Below are 16244 nucleotides of genomic sequence, written 5' to 3'. Positions count from 1 at the left end.
TTCTCATGATGTGAGGGCCGCCGTGCGGTCCATGTCGTCGAGCCAGCCCTGGCGCAACTCGGGGACCGAGCGCGCCAGCAGTTCGTAGTAGGGGTGATGCGGGCCGCGGTCGTAGTCGGCGCGCGCCACCTGCGCGAGCTTGCGGCCGTGCTGCATCACGACGATTTCGTCGCACACCGCACGCACCGTGTGCAGGTCGTGGCTGATGAAGAGGTAAGACACGCCCAGTTCGCGCCGCAGCTCCGCCATCAGGTCGAGCACCGCCGCACCGACCACGGTGTCGAGCGCCGACGTGACTTCGTCGCACAGGATCAGGTCGGGGTCGGCCGCGAGCGCGCGCGCCAGGTTCACGCGCTGCTTCTGCCCGCCAGAGAGGCCGCCCGGCAGGCGTCCGGCCACGGTCTGGGGCAGCTTCACCAGGTCCAGCAATTCACGGATGCGCTTGCGCAGCGGCTCGCCGCGCAGGCCTTTGTAGAACTCCAGCGGCCGCGCCAGGATGCGCTCGATGGTCTGCGACGGGTTCAGCGCCGTGTCGGCCATCTGGAACACGATCTGGATGCGGCGCAGCTCGTCGCGCTCGCGCCGCTGCAGCGTCGGTTTCAGTTCGCGGCCGTGGAACAGCACGCTGCCGTGGCTGGGCTTCAGCAAGCCAGCCACCGCGCGCGCCAGCGTGGTCTTGCCCGAGCCCGATTCGCCGATCACGCCGATCGCCTGGCCGCGGTAGAGCTTCAGGTCGATGTCCTGCAGGATCGGCTTGGCCGGGCGTCCCTGCGCATCCACCGGGCCGTAGCCGGCCGAGAGCTGGCGCACCTCGAGCAGCAGCTCCCGGCCGTCGTCGGTGGCCCCGGCTGAAGCACGCGGCACCGGCCGCGCGGCGGCCAGCAGGCTCTTCGTATATTCGTCGGCCGGCGCGGCGAGGATCTGCCCCGTCGCGTTCATCTCGCGCATGCGGCCGTTGCGCAGCACCAGGATGTGGTCGGCCATCTGCGCCACCACCGCCAGGTCGTGGCTCACGTACACCGCGGTGGCACGGCGCTCGCGCACCACGCGGCGGAAGGCGCGCAGCACTTCGATTTGCGTGGTCACGTCGAGTGCGGTGGTCGGCTCGTCGAGGATCACGAGGTCGGGGTCGCCGATCAGCGCCATCGCCGCCATCAGCCGCTGCAACTGGCCGCCCGACACCTGGTGCGGATAGCGCGCGCCGATGCTTTCCGGATCGGGCAGCGCCAGCTCGCGGAACAGCTGCACCGCTTTCGCCTCCGCTTCGGCCCGCTTGCACAGGCCATGGATCACGGTCGGCTCGACCACCTGGTCCATGATCGTGCGCGAGGGGTTGAAGGAGGCCGCCGCACTTTGCGCGATGTAGGCCACGGTGCGCCCGCGCAGCGCGCGCTGCGCACGTGCATCGAGCGCCAGCACGTCGGTGTCGCCGATCTGCACCCTGCCCGCCGAAATGCGGCAGCCGTGGCGCGCATAGCCCATCAACGCCAGCGCAGTGGTGGTCTTGCCGGAGCCCGACTCGCCGATCAGCGCCAGCACTTCGCCGGGCTGCACGGAGAAGCTCAGGTTGTCGACCAGCGTGCTCGCGCCGGCGCAGATGCTCAGGCCCCGGACTGTGAGTGGTGCTCCCATCAGCGTGTTCCTTTTTCTCGCGCGGCGCCGCCGGGCAGGTTGTCGATGACGAGGTTGACCGCGATGGTCAGGCTCGCGATGGCCAGCGCCGGCACGATCACCGAGGCACCGCCCATGGCCAGCGCGCCGATGTTCTCGCGCACCAGCGATCCCCAGTCGGCGGCCGGCGGCTGGATGCCCAGGCCGAGGAAGCTCAGGCTCGCCAGCAGCAGCACGGTGTAGACGAAGCGCAGGCCCAGGTCGGCCAGCATCGGGCCGACGATGTTGGGCAGGATCTCGCGCAGCATGATGTAGAGCGTGCCTTCGCCGCGCGTGCGCGCCACCGTCACGTAGTCGAGCGCGTTGATGTTCACGGCCAGCGAGCGCGCGATGCGGTAGGCGCCGGGCACGTAGATGATGGCCGCGGTAACCACCAGCATCGGCACCGAGGAGCCGAAACCCGCCACCATGATGAGCGCGAACATCTTGCTCGGAATGGCCGTCAGGGTGTCGAGGCAGCGGCTGAGCGTTGCGTCGATCCAGCGGCCGCTGGCGGCTGCCAGCAGCGCCAGCACGGTGCCGGTGCCGCTGGCCACGAGCGTGGCGAGCAGCGCGACGCCGACCGTGTAGCGCGCTCCTTCGATCACGCGCGCCAGCATGTCGCGGCCGAGGTAGTCGGTGCCGAGCCAATGCGCTGCGCCGATCGGCATGAAGACGTTCGAGGTGCCCGTGGATGCCGTGCTGTACGAGAGCAGCCAGGGGCCGAACACCGCAGCGAGCATCCAGAAGAGCAGCACCGCGAGGCCGAGCAGGCCGGAGACGCCGAAGCCTGCAAGCCAGTGCAGACGGCTGCGTTTCCGCTCGGGCGGCGGCACGGCAGCAGCGGAGGCCGCGGCATTCACGGCCGGAGAAGAGGAGGGGGAAGTGGACGGTTCCATGCTTGCTGCCTCTTCTTCAGCGGTGCCGCAGCCGCGGGTTGGCGACGATGCCGCAGATGTCGGCGGCAGTCACCAGGATCAGGTAGGCGCAGCAGAAGATCATGGCGCAGGTCTGCACCAGCGGCATGTCTCGCTGCGAGACACCGTCGACCATCAGCTTGGCGATGCCCGGGTAATTGAAGATGGTCTCGACGATGATCACGCCGCCGAGCAGGTACGACAGGCTGAGCGCCACCGCATTGGCGATCGGCCCCACCGCGTTGGGCAGCGCATGCGCCAGCACCATGCGCATCGGCGAGGCGCCCTTCAGGCGCACCATCTCGATGTAAGGCGCTTCGAGCTGGTCGATGACCGCGGCGCGCGTCATGCGCATCATCTGCGCGACGATCACGCAGCACAGCACCAGCACCGGCATCGCGAAGGCCTGCAGCATCTGGCCCAGCGAATCGATGTCGCTGACGAAGGAAAGCGCCGGCAGCCAGCGCAGCTTGACCGCGAACACCAGCACCGCCAGCGTCGCGACCAGAAACTCCGGCACCGACACCACCGCCACAGCCGAGGTCGAGGCCACTCGATCGAACCAGGAGCCGCGCCACACCGCCGAGGCGATGCCCAGCGCAAGCGCGATCGGCACCGAGAACAGGGCCGTGACAGCGGCCAGCAGCAGCGAGTTGGGCAGGCGGCTGGCGACCAGCTCCGACACCGGCATCTGCGTGGTGGCCGAGCGGCCGAGATCGCCCTTCGCGATGCCCAGCAGCCACTGCGCATAGCGCTTGGGCGCGGGCACGTCCAGGCCCATCTGCGCGCGCAGCGCGGCCAGCGCCTCTGGCGTGGCGTCCTGGCCGAGTTGCTCCTGGGCCGCGTCGCCGGGCAGCACCGCGGTGATCGAGAACACGATCACCGACACCGCCAGCAGCGACAGCAGCGCCAGCGCAATGCGCTGGCCGAGCAGCTTGAGGATCTGTCGGTTCATGTCAGCAGGCTCATGCTTCGAGCCATACGTTCTCGGCGAAGTTGTAGCCCATGAGGCCGCCGAGCGGAATCGGCGACAGCCCCTTGAGCTTGGAGGTGTGGCCGTCGATGCTCGCCAGGAAAAGCGGAATGCCGATGCCGGCGTCCTGGTGGATCATGGTCTGCATGTCGGCGTACATCTGCTTGCGCTTGGCCAGGTCGGTCTCGGCGCGCGAGGCGAGCAGCAGCTGGTCGAACTTCTCGCTCTTCCAGCGCGACTCGTTCCAGGCCGCACCCGACTGGAAGAACTGCGTGAGCAGCACATCGGCGCTCGGGCGCGGGTTGACGTTGCCGAAGCCCACCTGGCTGTTGAGCCAGTGGTTCGACCAGTAGCCGTCGGCCGGCATGCGCTTGATGTCGAGCTCCAGGCCGGCGCGCTGCGCGGTCTGCTGCAGCATCAGGGCAATCTCTACCGAGTAGAGCGCCGCGGGAGACGCCACCACCGGCACCTTGCCCGTGACGCCGGCCTTCTGCAGGTGGAACTTCGCCTTGTCCAGGTCGAAGGGGCGCTGCGGCAGGCCGCCGAAGTAGAAGCGGTTGGTCGGGTCGATCGGCTGGTCGTTGGCGACCACTGCGTAGTCGAGCGCGATGGTCTTCTTCATCTGCTCGCGGTCGAACAGGTGCTTCATGCCGAGCACGAAGTCCGGGTTGGCGCCGGGGCCCACGTCCTTGCGCATCACCAGGTCGGAATACTGGCCCGACTGCGTGACGAAGATGCCGAAGCCGGCCGTGCCCTTCACGCGTTCCACCGAGCGCGGGTTGACCGAGCCCACCAGGTCCATGCCGCCCGACAGCAGCGCGTTGACGCGCGCGCTCTCGTCGCCGATGCCGACAAACTCGATCTCGTCGAGGTAGGGCTTGCCGGGTTTCCAGTAGGCCTCGTTGCGCACCACCAGCGAGCGGATGCCGGGCTTGAACTCCTTGAGCTTGTAGGGGCCGGTGCCGATGCCGGCGTTGAAGTCGGTGGTGCCGTCCTTGACGATGTGGAAGTGGAAGGTGCCCAGGATCACCGGCAGGTCGGCGTTGGGCGCGCTCAGCACTATCGTTACCTCGTTCGCGCCCGTGGCCTTGACGCTCTCGATCTGGTCGGCGAGCACCTTGGCCTTGGAGGCGATGGCCGGGTCCTTGTGGCGCATCACCGAGAAGACAACGTCGGCGGGCGAGAGCGCCTTGCCGTCGTGGAACACCACGCCCTTGCGCAGCGTGAACACCCAGGTCTTGGCGTCCTTCGTGGTGAACGACTCGGCCAGCGCAGGCTGCGGCGTGAGGCTGCCGTCCAGCGAGGTCAGGCTGTTGTAGATCATGTTGCAGCGCGAGTAGTCGGTCTGGTTCGACTGCTTGGCCGGATCGAGCGTGTCGGTCGCGGCGGCGGTGGCCCCCGCCACCCGGATGCGCCCGCCGCGCCGCGGCGTCTGCGCGTGGGCCGACACCGCCATGCCCGCCAGGCTGCCGGCCAGCGTGGCCTGCATGCCGCCGGCCATCAGCATCGTCAGGATGTCGCGCCGCGAGGCGCCGCGTCGCAGCGATGCCATCACGCGAAGGCTTTCGTCTGGGCCGACGAGGTTTTCGAAGCTCTTGTTGCTGCTGTCGCTCATGGTGGGTGCTCCTGAGGGGCCGTGGGGTGGAAGAAATCGGAAACGAACGAAAGAGATGACTGCAAGCCTTCAGGCCAGCCTGTCCTTGAGCCGGTAATAGAAGCCCACCGCCGGCAGGAACCACGGTGGGCCGAAGTGGCCGGGAATGGCGGGCCACTCGCGGCCCTGCCAGGGGTTGGCGCCCGCGTTGCCGCCCATCACGGCGGCCATGCGTTCGCCCATGTGCACCGACATCTGCGTGCCGTGGCCGCTATAGCCCATGGCGTAGTAGAGGCCGTCGCGTTCGCCGGCGTGCGGCAGGCGGTCTTGCGTCATGTCGACCAGTCCGCCCCAGCAATAGTCGAGCCGCACCGCGCCGAGCTGCGGAAAGGTTTCGGCCAGCCCCGCGCGCAGGATGTCTCCGCTCGCGGCATCCGACTGCGGGCTGGAGACCGCGAAGCGCGCGCGCCCGCCGAACACCAACCGGTGGTCGGCCGTGAGCCTGAAGTAGTGGTGGATGTTCGCGATGGTCGTGTACGTGCGGCGGGCCGCAAGCAATGCCTGCGCGCGCTCGGCGCCCAGCGGCTCGGTGACGACGATGAAGCTGCCGATCGGCACGATGCGCCGGCGCAGCCAGCCGAAGCTGCCGTAGCCGCCATGGCGCGTCGCGCCTGTGGCCAGCAGCACCTGCTGCGCCGTGACCATGCCGCGCCCGGTGTGCAGCCGGTGCGCATGGCCCTGGCCCACGCGTTCGATGCGGCTCACCTCGGTGCCGGTGTGGATCTGTGCGCCGTTGCGCTGCGCGGCCATCGCCAGTCCGTGCGCGAAGCGGCCCATGTGCATCTGGCCGCTGCGCTTGTAGAGCAGGCCGCCGTGAAAGCGCTCGCTCTGCACCTCGGCGCGCACGCGTGCCGCGTCGAGCAGTTCGACGTCGCAGTCCACGCCGTCGTCGACCAGGCGCCGGGCGCTGTGTTCGAGCGCGGCCATCTGGTTCGCCCGCGTGGCGAGCTTGAGCTTGCCGTGGCGCATGAAGTCGCAGTCGATGGCTTCCTCGCGCACCAGTCGCGCTACCGTGTCGACCGCCGCGTCATACGCGTGATACCAGCCGCGCGCGCGCTCGACGCCGACCTTGGCCGCTACATCGGCATAGTCGACAGCCAGCCCGTTGTTGACGTGCCCGCCGTTGCGCCCCGAGGCTTCGGCCGCCACCCGCGTGCCGGCTTCGAGCACAGCGACGCTGGCGCCGCGCCGTGCCAGCGCCAGCGCCGCCGACAGGCCGGTGAAGCCGCCACCGACGATCGCGACATCGACCTGCGCCGGCAACGCATGTGCCTCGGGGACGAAGGCTGGCGCCGAATCGGTCCAGTAGGAGTCGAGCTTCATGGCGTGAGAGCGGTGCTTGAAGAAAAGATCAGAGACCGACGACGCCGGGCAGGCCGCCGATGTCCTGGATCTCGGTGTAGCGATACGCCGGGTTGCCGGGGCCATGGCCACGATTCACGAACACCTTGTTGACGATGCCCAGGTCGTCCGCCGACATCAGGTCGTAGCGCAGGCTGGACGACACGTGCAGCACGTCTTCCGGGTTGCAGCCGAGCGAATCGAGCATGTATTCGAAGGCCGTCAGGCGCGGCTTGTAGGCTTGGGCCTGCTGCGCGGTGTACACGCGGTGGAAGGGCGCGCCGAGCATCGCGACGTTCTTCTGGATCTGGTCGTCCGATGCGTTCGACAGAATCACCAGCGGGATTTCCTTCGCGACCTTGGCCAGGCCGGCCGCCACGTCGGCGTGCGGGCCCCAGGTGGGCACCGCGTCATAGATCTTCTGCGCGTCCAGGTCGAAGTACTGGATCTTCCATTTGCGGCACAGGCGGCGTACTGCGTTTTTCAGCACCACCTCGTAGGGCTGCCAGGCACCCAGCACTTCATCGAAGCGGTAGGCCGCGAAGTCGGCGATGAACTGCTCCATGTGCTCGGCCGGAATGCGATCGGCGAAGAGATCACGCGACATCTCTTTCATGCGGAAACGCGTCAGCGTTCCGTAGCAATCGAAGGTCACGTATTTGGGCTTGAAGGTCATGGTCTCGAGTCCTTGGGTTCATTCAAACCGGTCGCCGGCCGGGTCGGGTCGCTTGCTTTGGATGGCAATTGCGACAAGCTCATTACGAATTGATTGCAGCACGCAGCCGCTCTGGAGTTGTAGGGAAAAACGTTGCCCGCCGCGACAAAGCTGCGGTTTGAAGGGGGCGCGGCGGCATGCCATGCGGTCTGCCCTCCATGCGTGCGGCGGCGCACCTCAGTGCGTCGCAGCGAAGTCGATAAGCACGCTTTTGAAGCGCAGGTTGGCCTCGACCGCCTGGCGCCCCAGGTCCTTGCCGATGCCCGATTGGTGATAACCCCCGGTAGGGATCACGAAGTCGGCGCTGCGCCCGTAGCGGTTGATCCAGACCGTGCCGGCGCTGATGCCGCGCATCGCCCGCAACGCGCGGCCGATGTCAGCGGTGTGCACGCCGGACGCGAGGCCGTAGTGCTCGTGCGCGGCAAGCGCCAGGCCTTCTTCTTCGTCGGCAAAGGTCTGTACCGTGAGCACCGGGCCGAAGATCTCTTCGCGCACTGCGGGGTTGGCGCCGTCCACGCCCTCGATCAGCGTGGGCTGGAAGTAGGCGCCACCTGGCCCGCCGTCGAACAGGCCGCCGCCGCAGCGCACGGTGGCGCCGGCGTCGCGCGCGCGATCGACGATCTCCAGGATGCGGCCGGCCTGCGGCGTCGAGATGATGGGCGGCAGCGTGGCCGTGTCGTCCCAGGTCGCGCCCGGACGCATCGCCGCGAAGCGCGCCGCGATGCGCTCCACCAGCGCCTCGGCGACGCCGCGCTGCACGATCAGCCGCGACCCGGCCACGCACACCTGCCCCGCGTTGCCGGTGATGGCGCCGGCGATCATGCCGGCCAGGCGGTCGATGTCGGGCGCGTCGTCGAACACCAACTGCGGGCTCTTGCCGCCGAGCTCCAGCGTCACCGGCTTGGGGCCGGTCATGGCGCAGGCGGCCATGATGGCGGCGCCGGTGCGGGTGGAGCCGGTGAAGGTCATCTTCGAGATCAGCGGGTGCCGCGAGAGCGCGTCTCCAGTCGTACGGCCGTCGCCCTGAACGACGTTGAAGAGCCCGGGCGGCACGCCGGCCTCGATGGCCAGCTCAGCCAGCCGCAGCGCCGACCATGGCGTGAGCTCCGATGGCTTGAGCACCACCGCATTGCCGGCCGCGAGCGCCGCGCCCACCTTCCACGACACCATGACCAGCGGAAAATTCCACGGCGTGATCGCACCGATGACGCCGTAGGGCTCGGCCACCACCATGCCGAGGTGGTCGTGGCGCGTTGCCGCGACCTCGCCGCCGAGCTTGTCCGCGTACTCGGCGAAAAAGCGCAGGCCCTCGGCCGTGAACGGAACGTCCCACGCGATGGCGTCGCGCACCGGCCGCGTGGAGCACACGGCTTCCAGCGGGCCGAGATTCGCCGCATCGGCCTCGATCAGCTCGGCCCAGCGGCGCATCACGCGAGCACGTTCGCGTGGCGCGCGGCGTGCCCAGTCGCTGTGGCGCCAGGCATTCCATGCGTCGCGCACGGCGGCGTCCACCGTGTCGGCGTCGGCCAGCGGGAGCTCGGCATGCGCCTGCGCATCGGAGGGCCTGTGCACCACGATGCGGCCGGTGTCGGGCACGAGGCGCCCACCGATGAAATGGCCCGAAGGCACGTGGATCTGTCGCGGGTCGAAGGCTTGCATGGGCGTAGGTTGCGAGAACACCGCAAGAGCGGCGATCGATCCTAGGCAGATTGGCACAGCATTTGTATGCGTACGCAGGCACCGCACCGCAGCGAATTGCAAAACCCGGCCACGCGACAGCCGAAGCTTGCAAGTTGCAATGAACGTCGATTTCGGTCTGGCACCGTGCGCCGATGTCGTCCAAGATGGAAGGAACATCCTCTTCGCTACCGAGACTTTTCCAATGCCCGATCAGACCCCGAATGCATCCACCGGCGACGGCGTGGTGCTGAGACCGATGACGCCTGCCGACCTGCCGTTCGCGCAGGCGCTGACGGACCTGTTGCGCTGGCCGCACCGGCTGGCAGACTGGGAGCAGGTGTTCGCGCACGCCGAGGGCATCGTGGCCGAGCGTGACGGCGAAATCGTCGCCTCCGCCCTGCGCTGGCGCTGGGGCGAACGCCACGCCACCCTCGGCCTCGTGGTCGTGACGCCGGCCTGCCAGGGGCGGCGCATCGGGCACCGTTTGATGAGCGCGCTGCTCGAAGGCCTGGAAGACCACACGGTGCTGCTGCATGCCACCGCCGAAGGTCGCGGCCTCTACGAGCGGCTGGGGTTCGTGCGCACCGGCGAATTGCGGCAGCACCAGGGCATCGCGCAGTCGGCGCCGCTGGTGGCCTTGCAACCGGGCTGGCGTCTGCGACCTGCTGGCGTTCACGAGGCAGCGGCGTTGCAGGCCCTCGACACCGCGGCGCGTGGCATGCCGCGCGATGCACTGATCGCCGACCTGCTGGCCAGCGCCGAAGCCTGCGTGGTGCTGGACCACGACAACGAACCGCGCGGTTTCGCGATGCTGCGTCGCTTTGGACGCGGTCATTCGATAGGGCCGGTGGTTGCGCCTGATGTCGATGGTGCCAAGGCGTTGATTGCGCATCTGGCCAGTGTGAATGCCGGGCACTTCACGCGCATCGACATCGACTTCGACAGTGGGCTGTCCGAGTGCCTGGAGAGCATCGGGCTGCTGCGCGTGGATGCGCCCACGACGATGGTGCGAGGGGCACCGCTTGTCACGCCGGCGGGTGGGCCTTCGCTCTTTGCCATCGTTACTCAGGCTGTTGGATGAGCGCTTGCTGTTCAGGGAGCGATCACGCCGATGGGGTGCCTTGCTCCGCGAATGTCCCCCGGCCTTCGGCCTCCTCCTTTATTTCGCTGCGCAAGGCACCCCATCGACGTGATCGTCGGGCGCTGCGGTCGAACCACCGGCACGCACCCTGAACGCGTTCCCAGTCGAGTCCAGTCGATCATGAAAACTACTTTCCTCTACAAGTCCGACCCGGCGAGAGGCCGCCTGTGGGCCGAAGTGTTCCGCCGCCGCGCGCCGGACATCGACTTCCGCATCTGGCCCGACATAGGCGATCCGGCACAAGTGCGCTTTCTCGCAGCGTGGGAGCCGCCGGAAGATCTGGCGACGCGCTTTCCCAATCTGGAAGTGCTGTTTTCTTCCGGTGCGGGCGTCGACCAATTCGACTTCGCGGCACTGCCAGCCTCGTTGCCAATCGTGCGCATGGTCGAGCCCGGCATCGTGCGCGGCATGGTCGAGTACGTGACGCATGCGGTGCTCGGCCTGCATCGCGACATGCCGCAATACCGACGCCAGCAGCAGGAAGGCCTGTGGAAGCCGTTGCCCGTGCGGCCCGCTGGTGAGCGGCGCATCGGTGTGCTCGGACTGGGCTCGCTCGGGCAGGCCGTGCTGGCGCAGCTTGTTGCACTGGGCTTCGACTGCGCGGGGTGGAGCCGTTCGCGGCACGAGGTCGACGGCGTGCAATGCCATGCCGGCGCCGATGAGCTGCCGGCCTTTCTGGCGCGCACCGACATCCTCGTGTGCCTGCTGCCGCTGACCGATTCGACACGTGGCTTTCTCGATGCGCGGCTGTTCTCGCTGCTGCCCACGGGCGCCGGGCTGGTGCATGTGGGGCGCGGGCCGCAGCTGGTGGATGCCGACCTGCTGGCCGCGCTCGCAAGCGGGCATATCGGCGATGCGGTGCTCGACGTGACCGACCCCGAGCCGCTGCCGCCAGAGCATGCCTTCTGGCGCCATCCGCGCATCCAGCTCACGCCGCACATCGCGAGCATGACGCAGCCGCTGAGCGCGGCGGAAGTGGTGCTCGACAACCTCGAGCGCTTCGAAGCCGGCGAGCCGATGGTCGGGCTGGTCGATCGCGCACGCGGCTATTGAAGAAGGGAAGAAGGAAGACCGACCGCACGATCTGCTGCGTGCCATGCACACAACCGCAGCCTGCTTTGTGCGGCACCCCCAAAGCAGCACCACCTCGCGCGGTGCGCCGCCTAAGCTGAGGGCATCGAAAGCTCCTTCGCTCTCGCTCCCTCCAACACCGCCATGACGCACCCCACCGCATTGCCCCACCAAGCCGCACTCGACGCGATCGACCGCGCGCATCTGATCCACCCCGTCTCGCCCTGGCGCGTGCACGAGCAGCGCGGCCCCACCGTGCTGTCTTCGGGCCGTGGCGCCTGGCTGACCGACGGCAACGGCCACGAACTGCTCGACGCCTTTGCGGGCCTGTGGTGCGTGAACGTGGGCTACGGGCAAGAGAGCGTGGTGCAGGCCGCCACCGAGCAGATGCGCAAGCTGCCGTACGCGACCGGCTACTTCCACTTCAGCAGCGAGCCGGCCATCCGTCTTGCTGAAAAACTGGTGCAGATCACGCCTGCCTCGCTGACGCGCGTGTACCTCACGCTGGGCGGCTCCGAGGCCGTCGATGCCGCCGTGCGCTTCATCGTGCAGTACTACAACGCGACCGGCCGGCCGTCGAAGAAGCAGTTCATTTCGCTGGAGCGCGGCTACCACGGCTCGTCGTCCACCGGCGCGGGCCTCACGGCGCTGCCGGCCTTTCATCGCGGCTTCGACCTGCCGCTGCCCACGCAGCACTACATTGCGTCGCCCTACGCCTATCGCCATGCCGACGGCGCCGATCCGCAGGCGCTGATCGCCTCGTCGGTCGCGGCCTTGCGCGCCAAGGTGGCGGAGCTGGGCGCGGACAACGTGGCTGCCTTCTTCTGCGAACCCATCCAGGGCTCGGGCGGCGTCATCGTGCCGCCCAAGGGCTGGCTGAAGGCCATGCGCGAGGCCGCGCGCGAGCTCGACATCCTCTTCGTCGTGGACGAAGTCATCACCGGCTTTGGCCGCACCGGTCCCATGTTCGCCTGCGAGGCCGAAGGCGTGGAGCCCGACCTGATGACCATGGCCAAGGGTCTCACGGCCGGCTACGTGCCGATGGGCGCGACCATGATGTCGGAGAAGGTCTACGCCGGCATCGCCGACGGCGCGCCCGAGGGCGCCTCCATTGGCCACGGCGCGACCTATTCGGCGCACCCGGTCGGCGCCGCTGTTGCGCTCGAAGTGCTGCGGCTCTACGAGGAAGGCGGCATCCTCGCCAACGGCCAGCGCGGCGCGGCGCACTTCGCGGCCGGGCTCGACGCACTGCTCGTGCATCCGCTGGTGGGCGATTCGCGCCACCGCGGCCTGCTGGGTGCGCTGGAGCTGGTGAGCGACAAGGCCAGCAAACGCCGTTTCGATGCGGCGCTGGGGCTGTCCGATCGCATCTTCGCCGCCGGCTACCGCAACGGCCTGGTGTTCCGCTCCTTCGGCGACCACATCCTCGGCTTTGCGCCCGCGCTTACCTTCACCGAGGACGAGTTCGCGCAGACGTTCGCGCGGCTGAAGAAGACGCTCGACGAAGTGCTCGATGCACCCGACGTCCGCGCCGCGATGGCTGCCTGAACGAACAGGCACGCAAAGCCCGCAAGACCGGCGGCCGACGACGCAGAATCGGGCTTTCTCTCGTTATCAGGCACCGCCATGTCAGAAGCTTTCAAGATCGACCGACTCGACCTTCGCATCCTGGCCCAGTTGCAGAAGAACGGGCGCATGACCAACGTCGACCTGGCGGATGCGGTGGGGCTCTCGCCCAGCCCCTGCCTCATTCGCGTGAAGCGGCTGGAGCAGGCCGGCTACATCGCCGGCTACGGCGCGCACCTGCGGCTCGAAAAACTCGGCGACACGCTGACCGTGTTCACCGAGGTCACGCTGTCCGACCACCACCGCGAGGACTTCGTGCGCTTCGAGTCCGCGATCCGCGAGGTCGACGAGGTGCTCGAATGCCACCTGGTCAGCGGCGGCTACGACTACCTGTTGCGCTTTCTCACCCGTGGCGTGAACCACTACCAGGAAGTGATCGAGGGGCTGCTCGAACGCAACATCGGTATCGCGAAGTACTTCAGCTACATCGTCATCAAGTCGCCGTTCATCAAGACGCACTGTCCGATCGAGCGGCTTTTTCCTCACGAGCGCTGACTGGCGCCTTCGACCGTCCATGCCCGAACCCAAGCCTCGCTTCCAGCCACCCGCCCGCTTCGTGCGGCTCGCGGAAACCAACCGGCCCGAGCTGACTCTGCACATCGACGGCGAGGCCCGCACCGCGCTGGCCGGCGACACGCTGCTGGTGGCGCTGCTGAGCAACGGACGGCGAGTGCGCGACAGCGAGTTCGGCGACGGGCCGCGCGCCGGCTTCTGCCTGATGGGCGCCTGCCAGGACTGCTGGGTGTGGACGCCGGCCGGCGAGCGTTTGCGCGCCTGTTCGACGACCGTGGAGGCGGGCATGTCGGTGCTCACGCGCCCGCCGGCGGACCACTGGTTGCCGACACCGGACTTGCAGCAGTCGCTGTCTCGCCATGCGCCGGAGGGCGGCGCATGAGCGGGGCGCCTCCTTCTTTTCCTTCTGCTTCACCGCGCATCGTGGTGGTTGGCACCGGCCCCGCCGGCGTGCGCGCCGCGCAGGCGCTGGTGCGTGCCGGCGTGCGGCCCATCGTCGTCGACGAAAGCCGGCGCGACGGCGGCCAGATCTACCGTCGCCAGCCCGAAGGCTTCAAGCGCCCCTACGCCAAGCTTTACGGCACCGAGGCCGAGAAGGCGCAGGCGCTGCACCGCGACTTCGACGCGCTGCGCGATCACGTCGACTACCGCGGCGACACGCTGGCCTGGAACGTGAGCGAAGGCGCGCTGCACGTCGTGCATGCCGGCGAGCCGCAGACGCTGCCCTTCGATGCCTTGCTGGTGTGCAGCGGCGCGACCGACCGGCTGATGCCCGTGGCGGGCTGGCACCGCGCCGGCTGCTACAGCCTGGGCGCTTCGCAGATCGCACTGAAGGCGCAGGCCTGCGCCATCGGTTCGCGCGTTGTCTTCCTGGGCAGTGGCCCGTTGCTGTATCTCGTGGCCTCGCAGTACGTACAGGCCGGCGCGCAGGTGGCGGCGGTGTTCGACACCGCACCGGCCGCCAAGCCCTGGGGCGCAGTGGCCGGTTTGCTTGCAAGGCCGCGATTGGCGCTGCGCGGGCTTGCGCTGATTCGCAGCCTGCGCCGCGCGGGCGTGCCGGTGCTGCAGGGCGTGGCGCCGCTGCGCATCGACGGCGACGACAGCTTGGGCGTGCAGGCCGTGGCCGTGCGCGATGCGCAGGGGCGCGAGCAGCGCTTCGAATGCGACGCCGTGGGCCTCGGCTGGCATCTGCGCGCCGAAACGCAGCTGGCCGACATTGCGCGCTGCGACTTCGAATTCGAGCCGCTGAGCCGGCAGTGGCTGCCACGCATCGACGCCGATGGCCGCAGCAGCACCAAGGGCGTGTACCTGGCCGGCGACGGGGTTCGCATTCTCGGGGCCGATGGCGCGGAGGCCGCTGGCCGGCTGGCAGCGCTCGCCGCGCTGGCCGATCTCGGCCATGCGCCGGGCCGTGCGCTCTACGACGCCGAGTCCACCGCGCTGCGCCGCACGCTGGCGCAGATGAATCGCTTCCGTGAAGGCCTGGCACGTGCATTTCCGTGGCCGCATGCACAGGTTGCAGCACTGCCCGATGACGCGGTCGTGTGCCGCTGTGAGGCCGTGACGGCAGGCGAACTGCGCCGCTGCGTCAATGAGATGGACAGCCATGAAGTCAACCGCGCCAAGGCCTTCAGTCGCGTCGGCATGGGGCGTTGCCAGGGCCGCTTCTGCGGCCACGCATCGGCCGAGATCGTGGCGCAGGCCAGCGGCGTGCCGGTGCAACTGGTGGGGCGCCTGCGCTCGCAGGCGCCGGTCAAGCCGCTGATGATGAACACGCGCGAGGTGCAGGCATGAGCGATACGACGACCACCACCGACGTGCTGGTGCTCGGCGGCGGCCTGATGGGCACCACTGCCGCTTTCTTCCTGCGCCGCCAGCATGGCCTGTCGGTCACGTTGCTCGAACGCGAGCTCGTGGGCCGCCAGGCCAGCGGCACCAACTTCGGCAATGTGCGCAGGCAGGGCCGCGCGCTGGCGCAGATGCCGCTGGCCAACCGCGCGCGCGCTGTCTGGGGCCGCGTGAAGGAGCTGCTCGGCGAAGACCTGGAGTTCGTGCCCTACGGCCACCTGCGCGTCTGCTACACCGAGCAGCAGGCCGCGGTGCTGGAGCAGCACGCAAGAGACGTGAAGCCGCTCGGCCTCGATCTCGAACTGTTCGATGCGGAGCATCTGCGCCGGCGCTGGGGCATCTTCGCGCCCGGCATCGTGAGCGGATCGCTGTCGCCGAACGACGGCCATGCCAATCCGCGCCTGGCCGGCCCGGCATTTGCGCGGGCAGCGCGGCGCGCGGGCGCGAACATCGTCGAGCAGGCCGAGGTGATGCAGGTCGAGCGCGATGGCGCGGGCTTCGTCGCCCACACGGCGGACGGCCGGCGCTTTCGCGCGGCGCAGCTTTTCGTGGCCTGCGGCGCGTGGTCGAACCGCATGGCCGAACAGTTCGGCGAGGCCGTGCCGATGGATGCGCGCGGGCCGCAGATGGGCGTGACCGAGCCGCTGCCCTACGCCATCGGCCCATCCATCGGCATCTCGTCGCCCATCGAGCATGAAGGCCTGTACTTCCGGCAGATCGCGCGCGGCAACATCGTCTTCGGCGGCGGGCTCAAGGGGCCGGCGCATGCGGAGCACATCCGCGCCTATGTGAAGCCCGACAACGTGCTGCGCCAGCTGCGCGAGCTGCGCCGCTCCGTGCCGGCCTTCGAGCATGTGCAGCTGATCCGCGTGTGGAGCGGCATCGAGGGCTACACCGCCGACTGGCAACCCGTGATGGGCCCGAGCGCCCGCGTGCCGGGCCTGCACTACGCCTTCGGCTTCAATGGAGAGGGCTTTGCGATCAGCCCGGGTGTGGGCGAGACGATGGCCGAGCTGATCGCCACCGGCCAGACGTCGACGCCCATCGAGAGCTTCTCGATCAGCCGGTTTGCGCAAGAGCTGACGAAGCAGGCGGCCTGAGGCCGCGACCGCTTG

Annotated in this window: 14 protein-coding genes; 7 read left to right on the top strand and 7 right to left on the bottom strand. The window is 68.7% G+C overall.

Annotation, left to right across the window (positions count from 1 at the left end):
• Window positions 1-3: 3 nt before the first annotated feature.
• The 7 genes from ACSFCA_RS30515 to ACSFCA_RS30485 form a co-directional block, all read right to left on the bottom strand.
• The gene (locus ACSFCA_RS30515) at window positions 4-1632 is read right to left on the bottom strand and encodes an ABC transporter ATP-binding protein (protein ID WP_435462104.1); all 1629 of its coding nucleotides are present in this window, start codon (window positions 1630-1632) and stop codon (window positions 4-6) included.
• Window positions 1632-2549: an ABC transporter permease gene (locus ACSFCA_RS30510; protein WP_258351653.1), complete on the bottom strand. Its 918-nt coding sequence runs from the start codon at window positions 2547-2549 to the stop codon at window positions 1632-1634. The genes ACSFCA_RS30515 and ACSFCA_RS30510 overlap by 1 nt, the downstream gene beginning before the upstream one ends.
• A 16-nt stretch (window positions 2550-2565) precedes the next feature.
• Window positions 2566-3522: an ABC transporter permease gene (locus ACSFCA_RS30505; protein ID WP_097200506.1), complete on the bottom strand. Its 957-nt coding sequence runs from the start codon at window positions 3520-3522 to the stop codon at window positions 2566-2568.
• 10 nt (window positions 3523-3532) lie between these two features.
• Complete coding sequence (locus ACSFCA_RS30500; protein ID WP_258351652.1) at window positions 3533-5155, bottom strand: ABC transporter substrate-binding protein; 1623 nt, start codon at window positions 5153-5155, stop codon at window positions 3533-3535.
• Window positions 5156-5224: 69 nt separating this feature from the next.
• Complete coding sequence (locus tag ACSFCA_RS30495; RefSeq protein ID WP_435462103.1) at window positions 5225-6517, bottom strand: NAD(P)/FAD-dependent oxidoreductase; 1293 nt, start codon at window positions 6515-6517, stop codon at window positions 5225-5227.
• A 28-nt stretch (window positions 6518-6545) separates the two neighbouring features.
• A complete protein-coding gene (locus tag ACSFCA_RS30490; RefSeq protein WP_097200503.1) occupies window positions 6546-7211 on the bottom strand; it encodes a haloacid dehalogenase type II in 666 nt (221 codons plus the stop codon).
• Window positions 7212-7427: 216 nt separating this feature from the next.
• A complete protein-coding gene (locus tag ACSFCA_RS30485) occupies window positions 7428-8909 on the bottom strand; it encodes an aldehyde dehydrogenase family protein (protein WP_435462102.1) in 1482 nt (493 codons plus the stop codon).
• 223 nt (window positions 8910-9132) lie between these two features.
• On the opposite strand from ACSFCA_RS30485, the gene ACSFCA_RS30480 reads away from it, so the two are divergent.
• The 7 genes from ACSFCA_RS30480 (at window position 9133) to ACSFCA_RS30450 (ending at window position 16229) form a co-directional block, all read left to right on the top strand.
• A complete protein-coding gene (locus ACSFCA_RS30480; RefSeq protein ID WP_435462101.1) occupies window positions 9133-10011 on the top strand; it encodes a GNAT family N-acetyltransferase in 879 nt (292 codons plus the stop codon).
• 180 nt (window positions 10012-10191) lie between these two features.
• Complete coding sequence (locus tag ACSFCA_RS30475) at window positions 10192-11124, top strand: 2-hydroxyacid dehydrogenase (protein ID WP_435462100.1); 933 nt, start codon at window positions 10192-10194, stop codon at window positions 11122-11124.
• Window positions 11125-11286: 162 nt separating this feature from the next.
• Window positions 11287-12690: an aspartate aminotransferase family protein gene (locus ACSFCA_RS30470; protein ID WP_435462099.1), complete on the top strand. Its 1404-nt coding sequence runs from the start codon at window positions 11287-11289 to the stop codon at window positions 12688-12690.
• A 78-nt stretch (window positions 12691-12768) separates the two neighbouring features.
• On the top strand, window positions 12769-13263 hold the full coding sequence (locus ACSFCA_RS30465; protein ID WP_097200498.1) for an Lrp/AsnC family transcriptional regulator: 495 nt from the start codon (window positions 12769-12771) through the stop codon (window positions 13261-13263).
• A 19-nt stretch (window positions 13264-13282) separates the two neighbouring features.
• Window positions 13283-13663 (top strand): (2Fe-2S)-binding protein, encoded by a 381-nt coding sequence (locus ACSFCA_RS30460; protein ID WP_435462098.1) that lies wholly within the window; start codon window positions 13283-13285, stop codon window positions 13661-13663.
• A complete protein-coding gene (locus ACSFCA_RS30455; protein WP_435462097.1) occupies window positions 13660-15075 on the top strand; it encodes an FAD/NAD(P)-dependent oxidoreductase in 1416 nt (471 codons plus the stop codon). The genes ACSFCA_RS30460 and ACSFCA_RS30455 overlap by 4 nt, the downstream gene beginning before the upstream one ends.
• The gene (locus ACSFCA_RS30450) at window positions 15072-16229 is read left to right on the top strand and encodes an NAD(P)/FAD-dependent oxidoreductase (RefSeq protein ID WP_435462096.1); all 1158 of its coding nucleotides are present in this window, start codon (window positions 15072-15074) and stop codon (window positions 16227-16229) included. The genes ACSFCA_RS30455 and ACSFCA_RS30450 overlap by 4 nt, the downstream gene beginning before the upstream one ends.
• The last annotated feature ends 15 nt before the right edge of the window (window positions 16230-16244 follow it).

The sequence above is a fragment of the Variovorax multivorans genome (assembly GCF_051216835.1).
GTDB lineage: Bacteria > Pseudomonadota > Gammaproteobacteria > Burkholderiales > Burkholderiaceae_C > Variovorax.
Note: the sequence above shows the minus strand (reverse complement) of the source record. Positions and strands in the feature narration are given on the sequence as shown.

Excerpts from the sequence above, each read along its gene's own strand:
- ACSFCA_RS30515 (WP_435462104.1), bottom strand. The coding sequence starts at position 1,632 with ATGGGAGCACCACTCACAGTCCGGGGCCTGAGCATCTGCGCCGGCGCG.
- ACSFCA_RS30510 (WP_258351653.1), bottom strand. The coding sequence starts at position 2,549 with ATGGAACCGTCCACTTCCCCCTCCTCTTCTCCGGCCGTGAATGCCGCG.
- ACSFCA_RS30505 (WP_097200506.1), bottom strand. The coding sequence starts at position 3,522 with ATGAACCGACAGATCCTCAAGCTGCTCGGCCAGCGCATTGCGCTGGCG.
- ACSFCA_RS30500 (WP_258351652.1), bottom strand. The coding sequence starts at position 5,155 with ATGAGCGACAGCAGCAACAAGAGCTTCGAAAACCTCGTCGGCCCAGAC.
- ACSFCA_RS30495 (WP_435462103.1), bottom strand. The coding sequence starts at position 6,517 with ATGAAGCTCGACTCCTACTGGACCGATTCGGCGCCAGCCTTCGTCCCC.
- ACSFCA_RS30490 (WP_097200503.1), bottom strand. The coding sequence starts at position 7,211 with ATGACCTTCAAGCCCAAATACGTGACCTTCGATTGCTACGGAACGCTG.
- ACSFCA_RS30485 (WP_435462102.1), bottom strand. The coding sequence starts at position 8,909 with ATGCAAGCCTTCGACCCGCGACAGATCCACGTGCCTTCGGGCCATTTC.
- ACSFCA_RS30480 (WP_435462101.1), top strand. The coding sequence starts at position 9,133 with ATGCCCGATCAGACCCCGAATGCATCCACCGGCGACGGCGTGGTGCTG.
- ACSFCA_RS30475 (WP_435462100.1), top strand. The coding sequence starts at position 10,192 with ATGAAAACTACTTTCCTCTACAAGTCCGACCCGGCGAGAGGCCGCCTG.
- ACSFCA_RS30470 (WP_435462099.1), top strand. The coding sequence starts at position 11,287 with ATGACGCACCCCACCGCATTGCCCCACCAAGCCGCACTCGACGCGATC.
- ACSFCA_RS30465 (WP_097200498.1), top strand. The coding sequence starts at position 12,769 with ATGTCAGAAGCTTTCAAGATCGACCGACTCGACCTTCGCATCCTGGCC.
- ACSFCA_RS30460 (WP_435462098.1), top strand. The coding sequence starts at position 13,283 with ATGCCCGAACCCAAGCCTCGCTTCCAGCCACCCGCCCGCTTCGTGCGG.
- ACSFCA_RS30455 (WP_435462097.1), top strand. The coding sequence starts at position 13,660 with ATGAGCGGGGCGCCTCCTTCTTTTCCTTCTGCTTCACCGCGCATCGTG.
- ACSFCA_RS30450 (WP_435462096.1), top strand. The coding sequence starts at position 15,072 with ATGAGCGATACGACGACCACCACCGACGTGCTGGTGCTCGGCGGCGGC.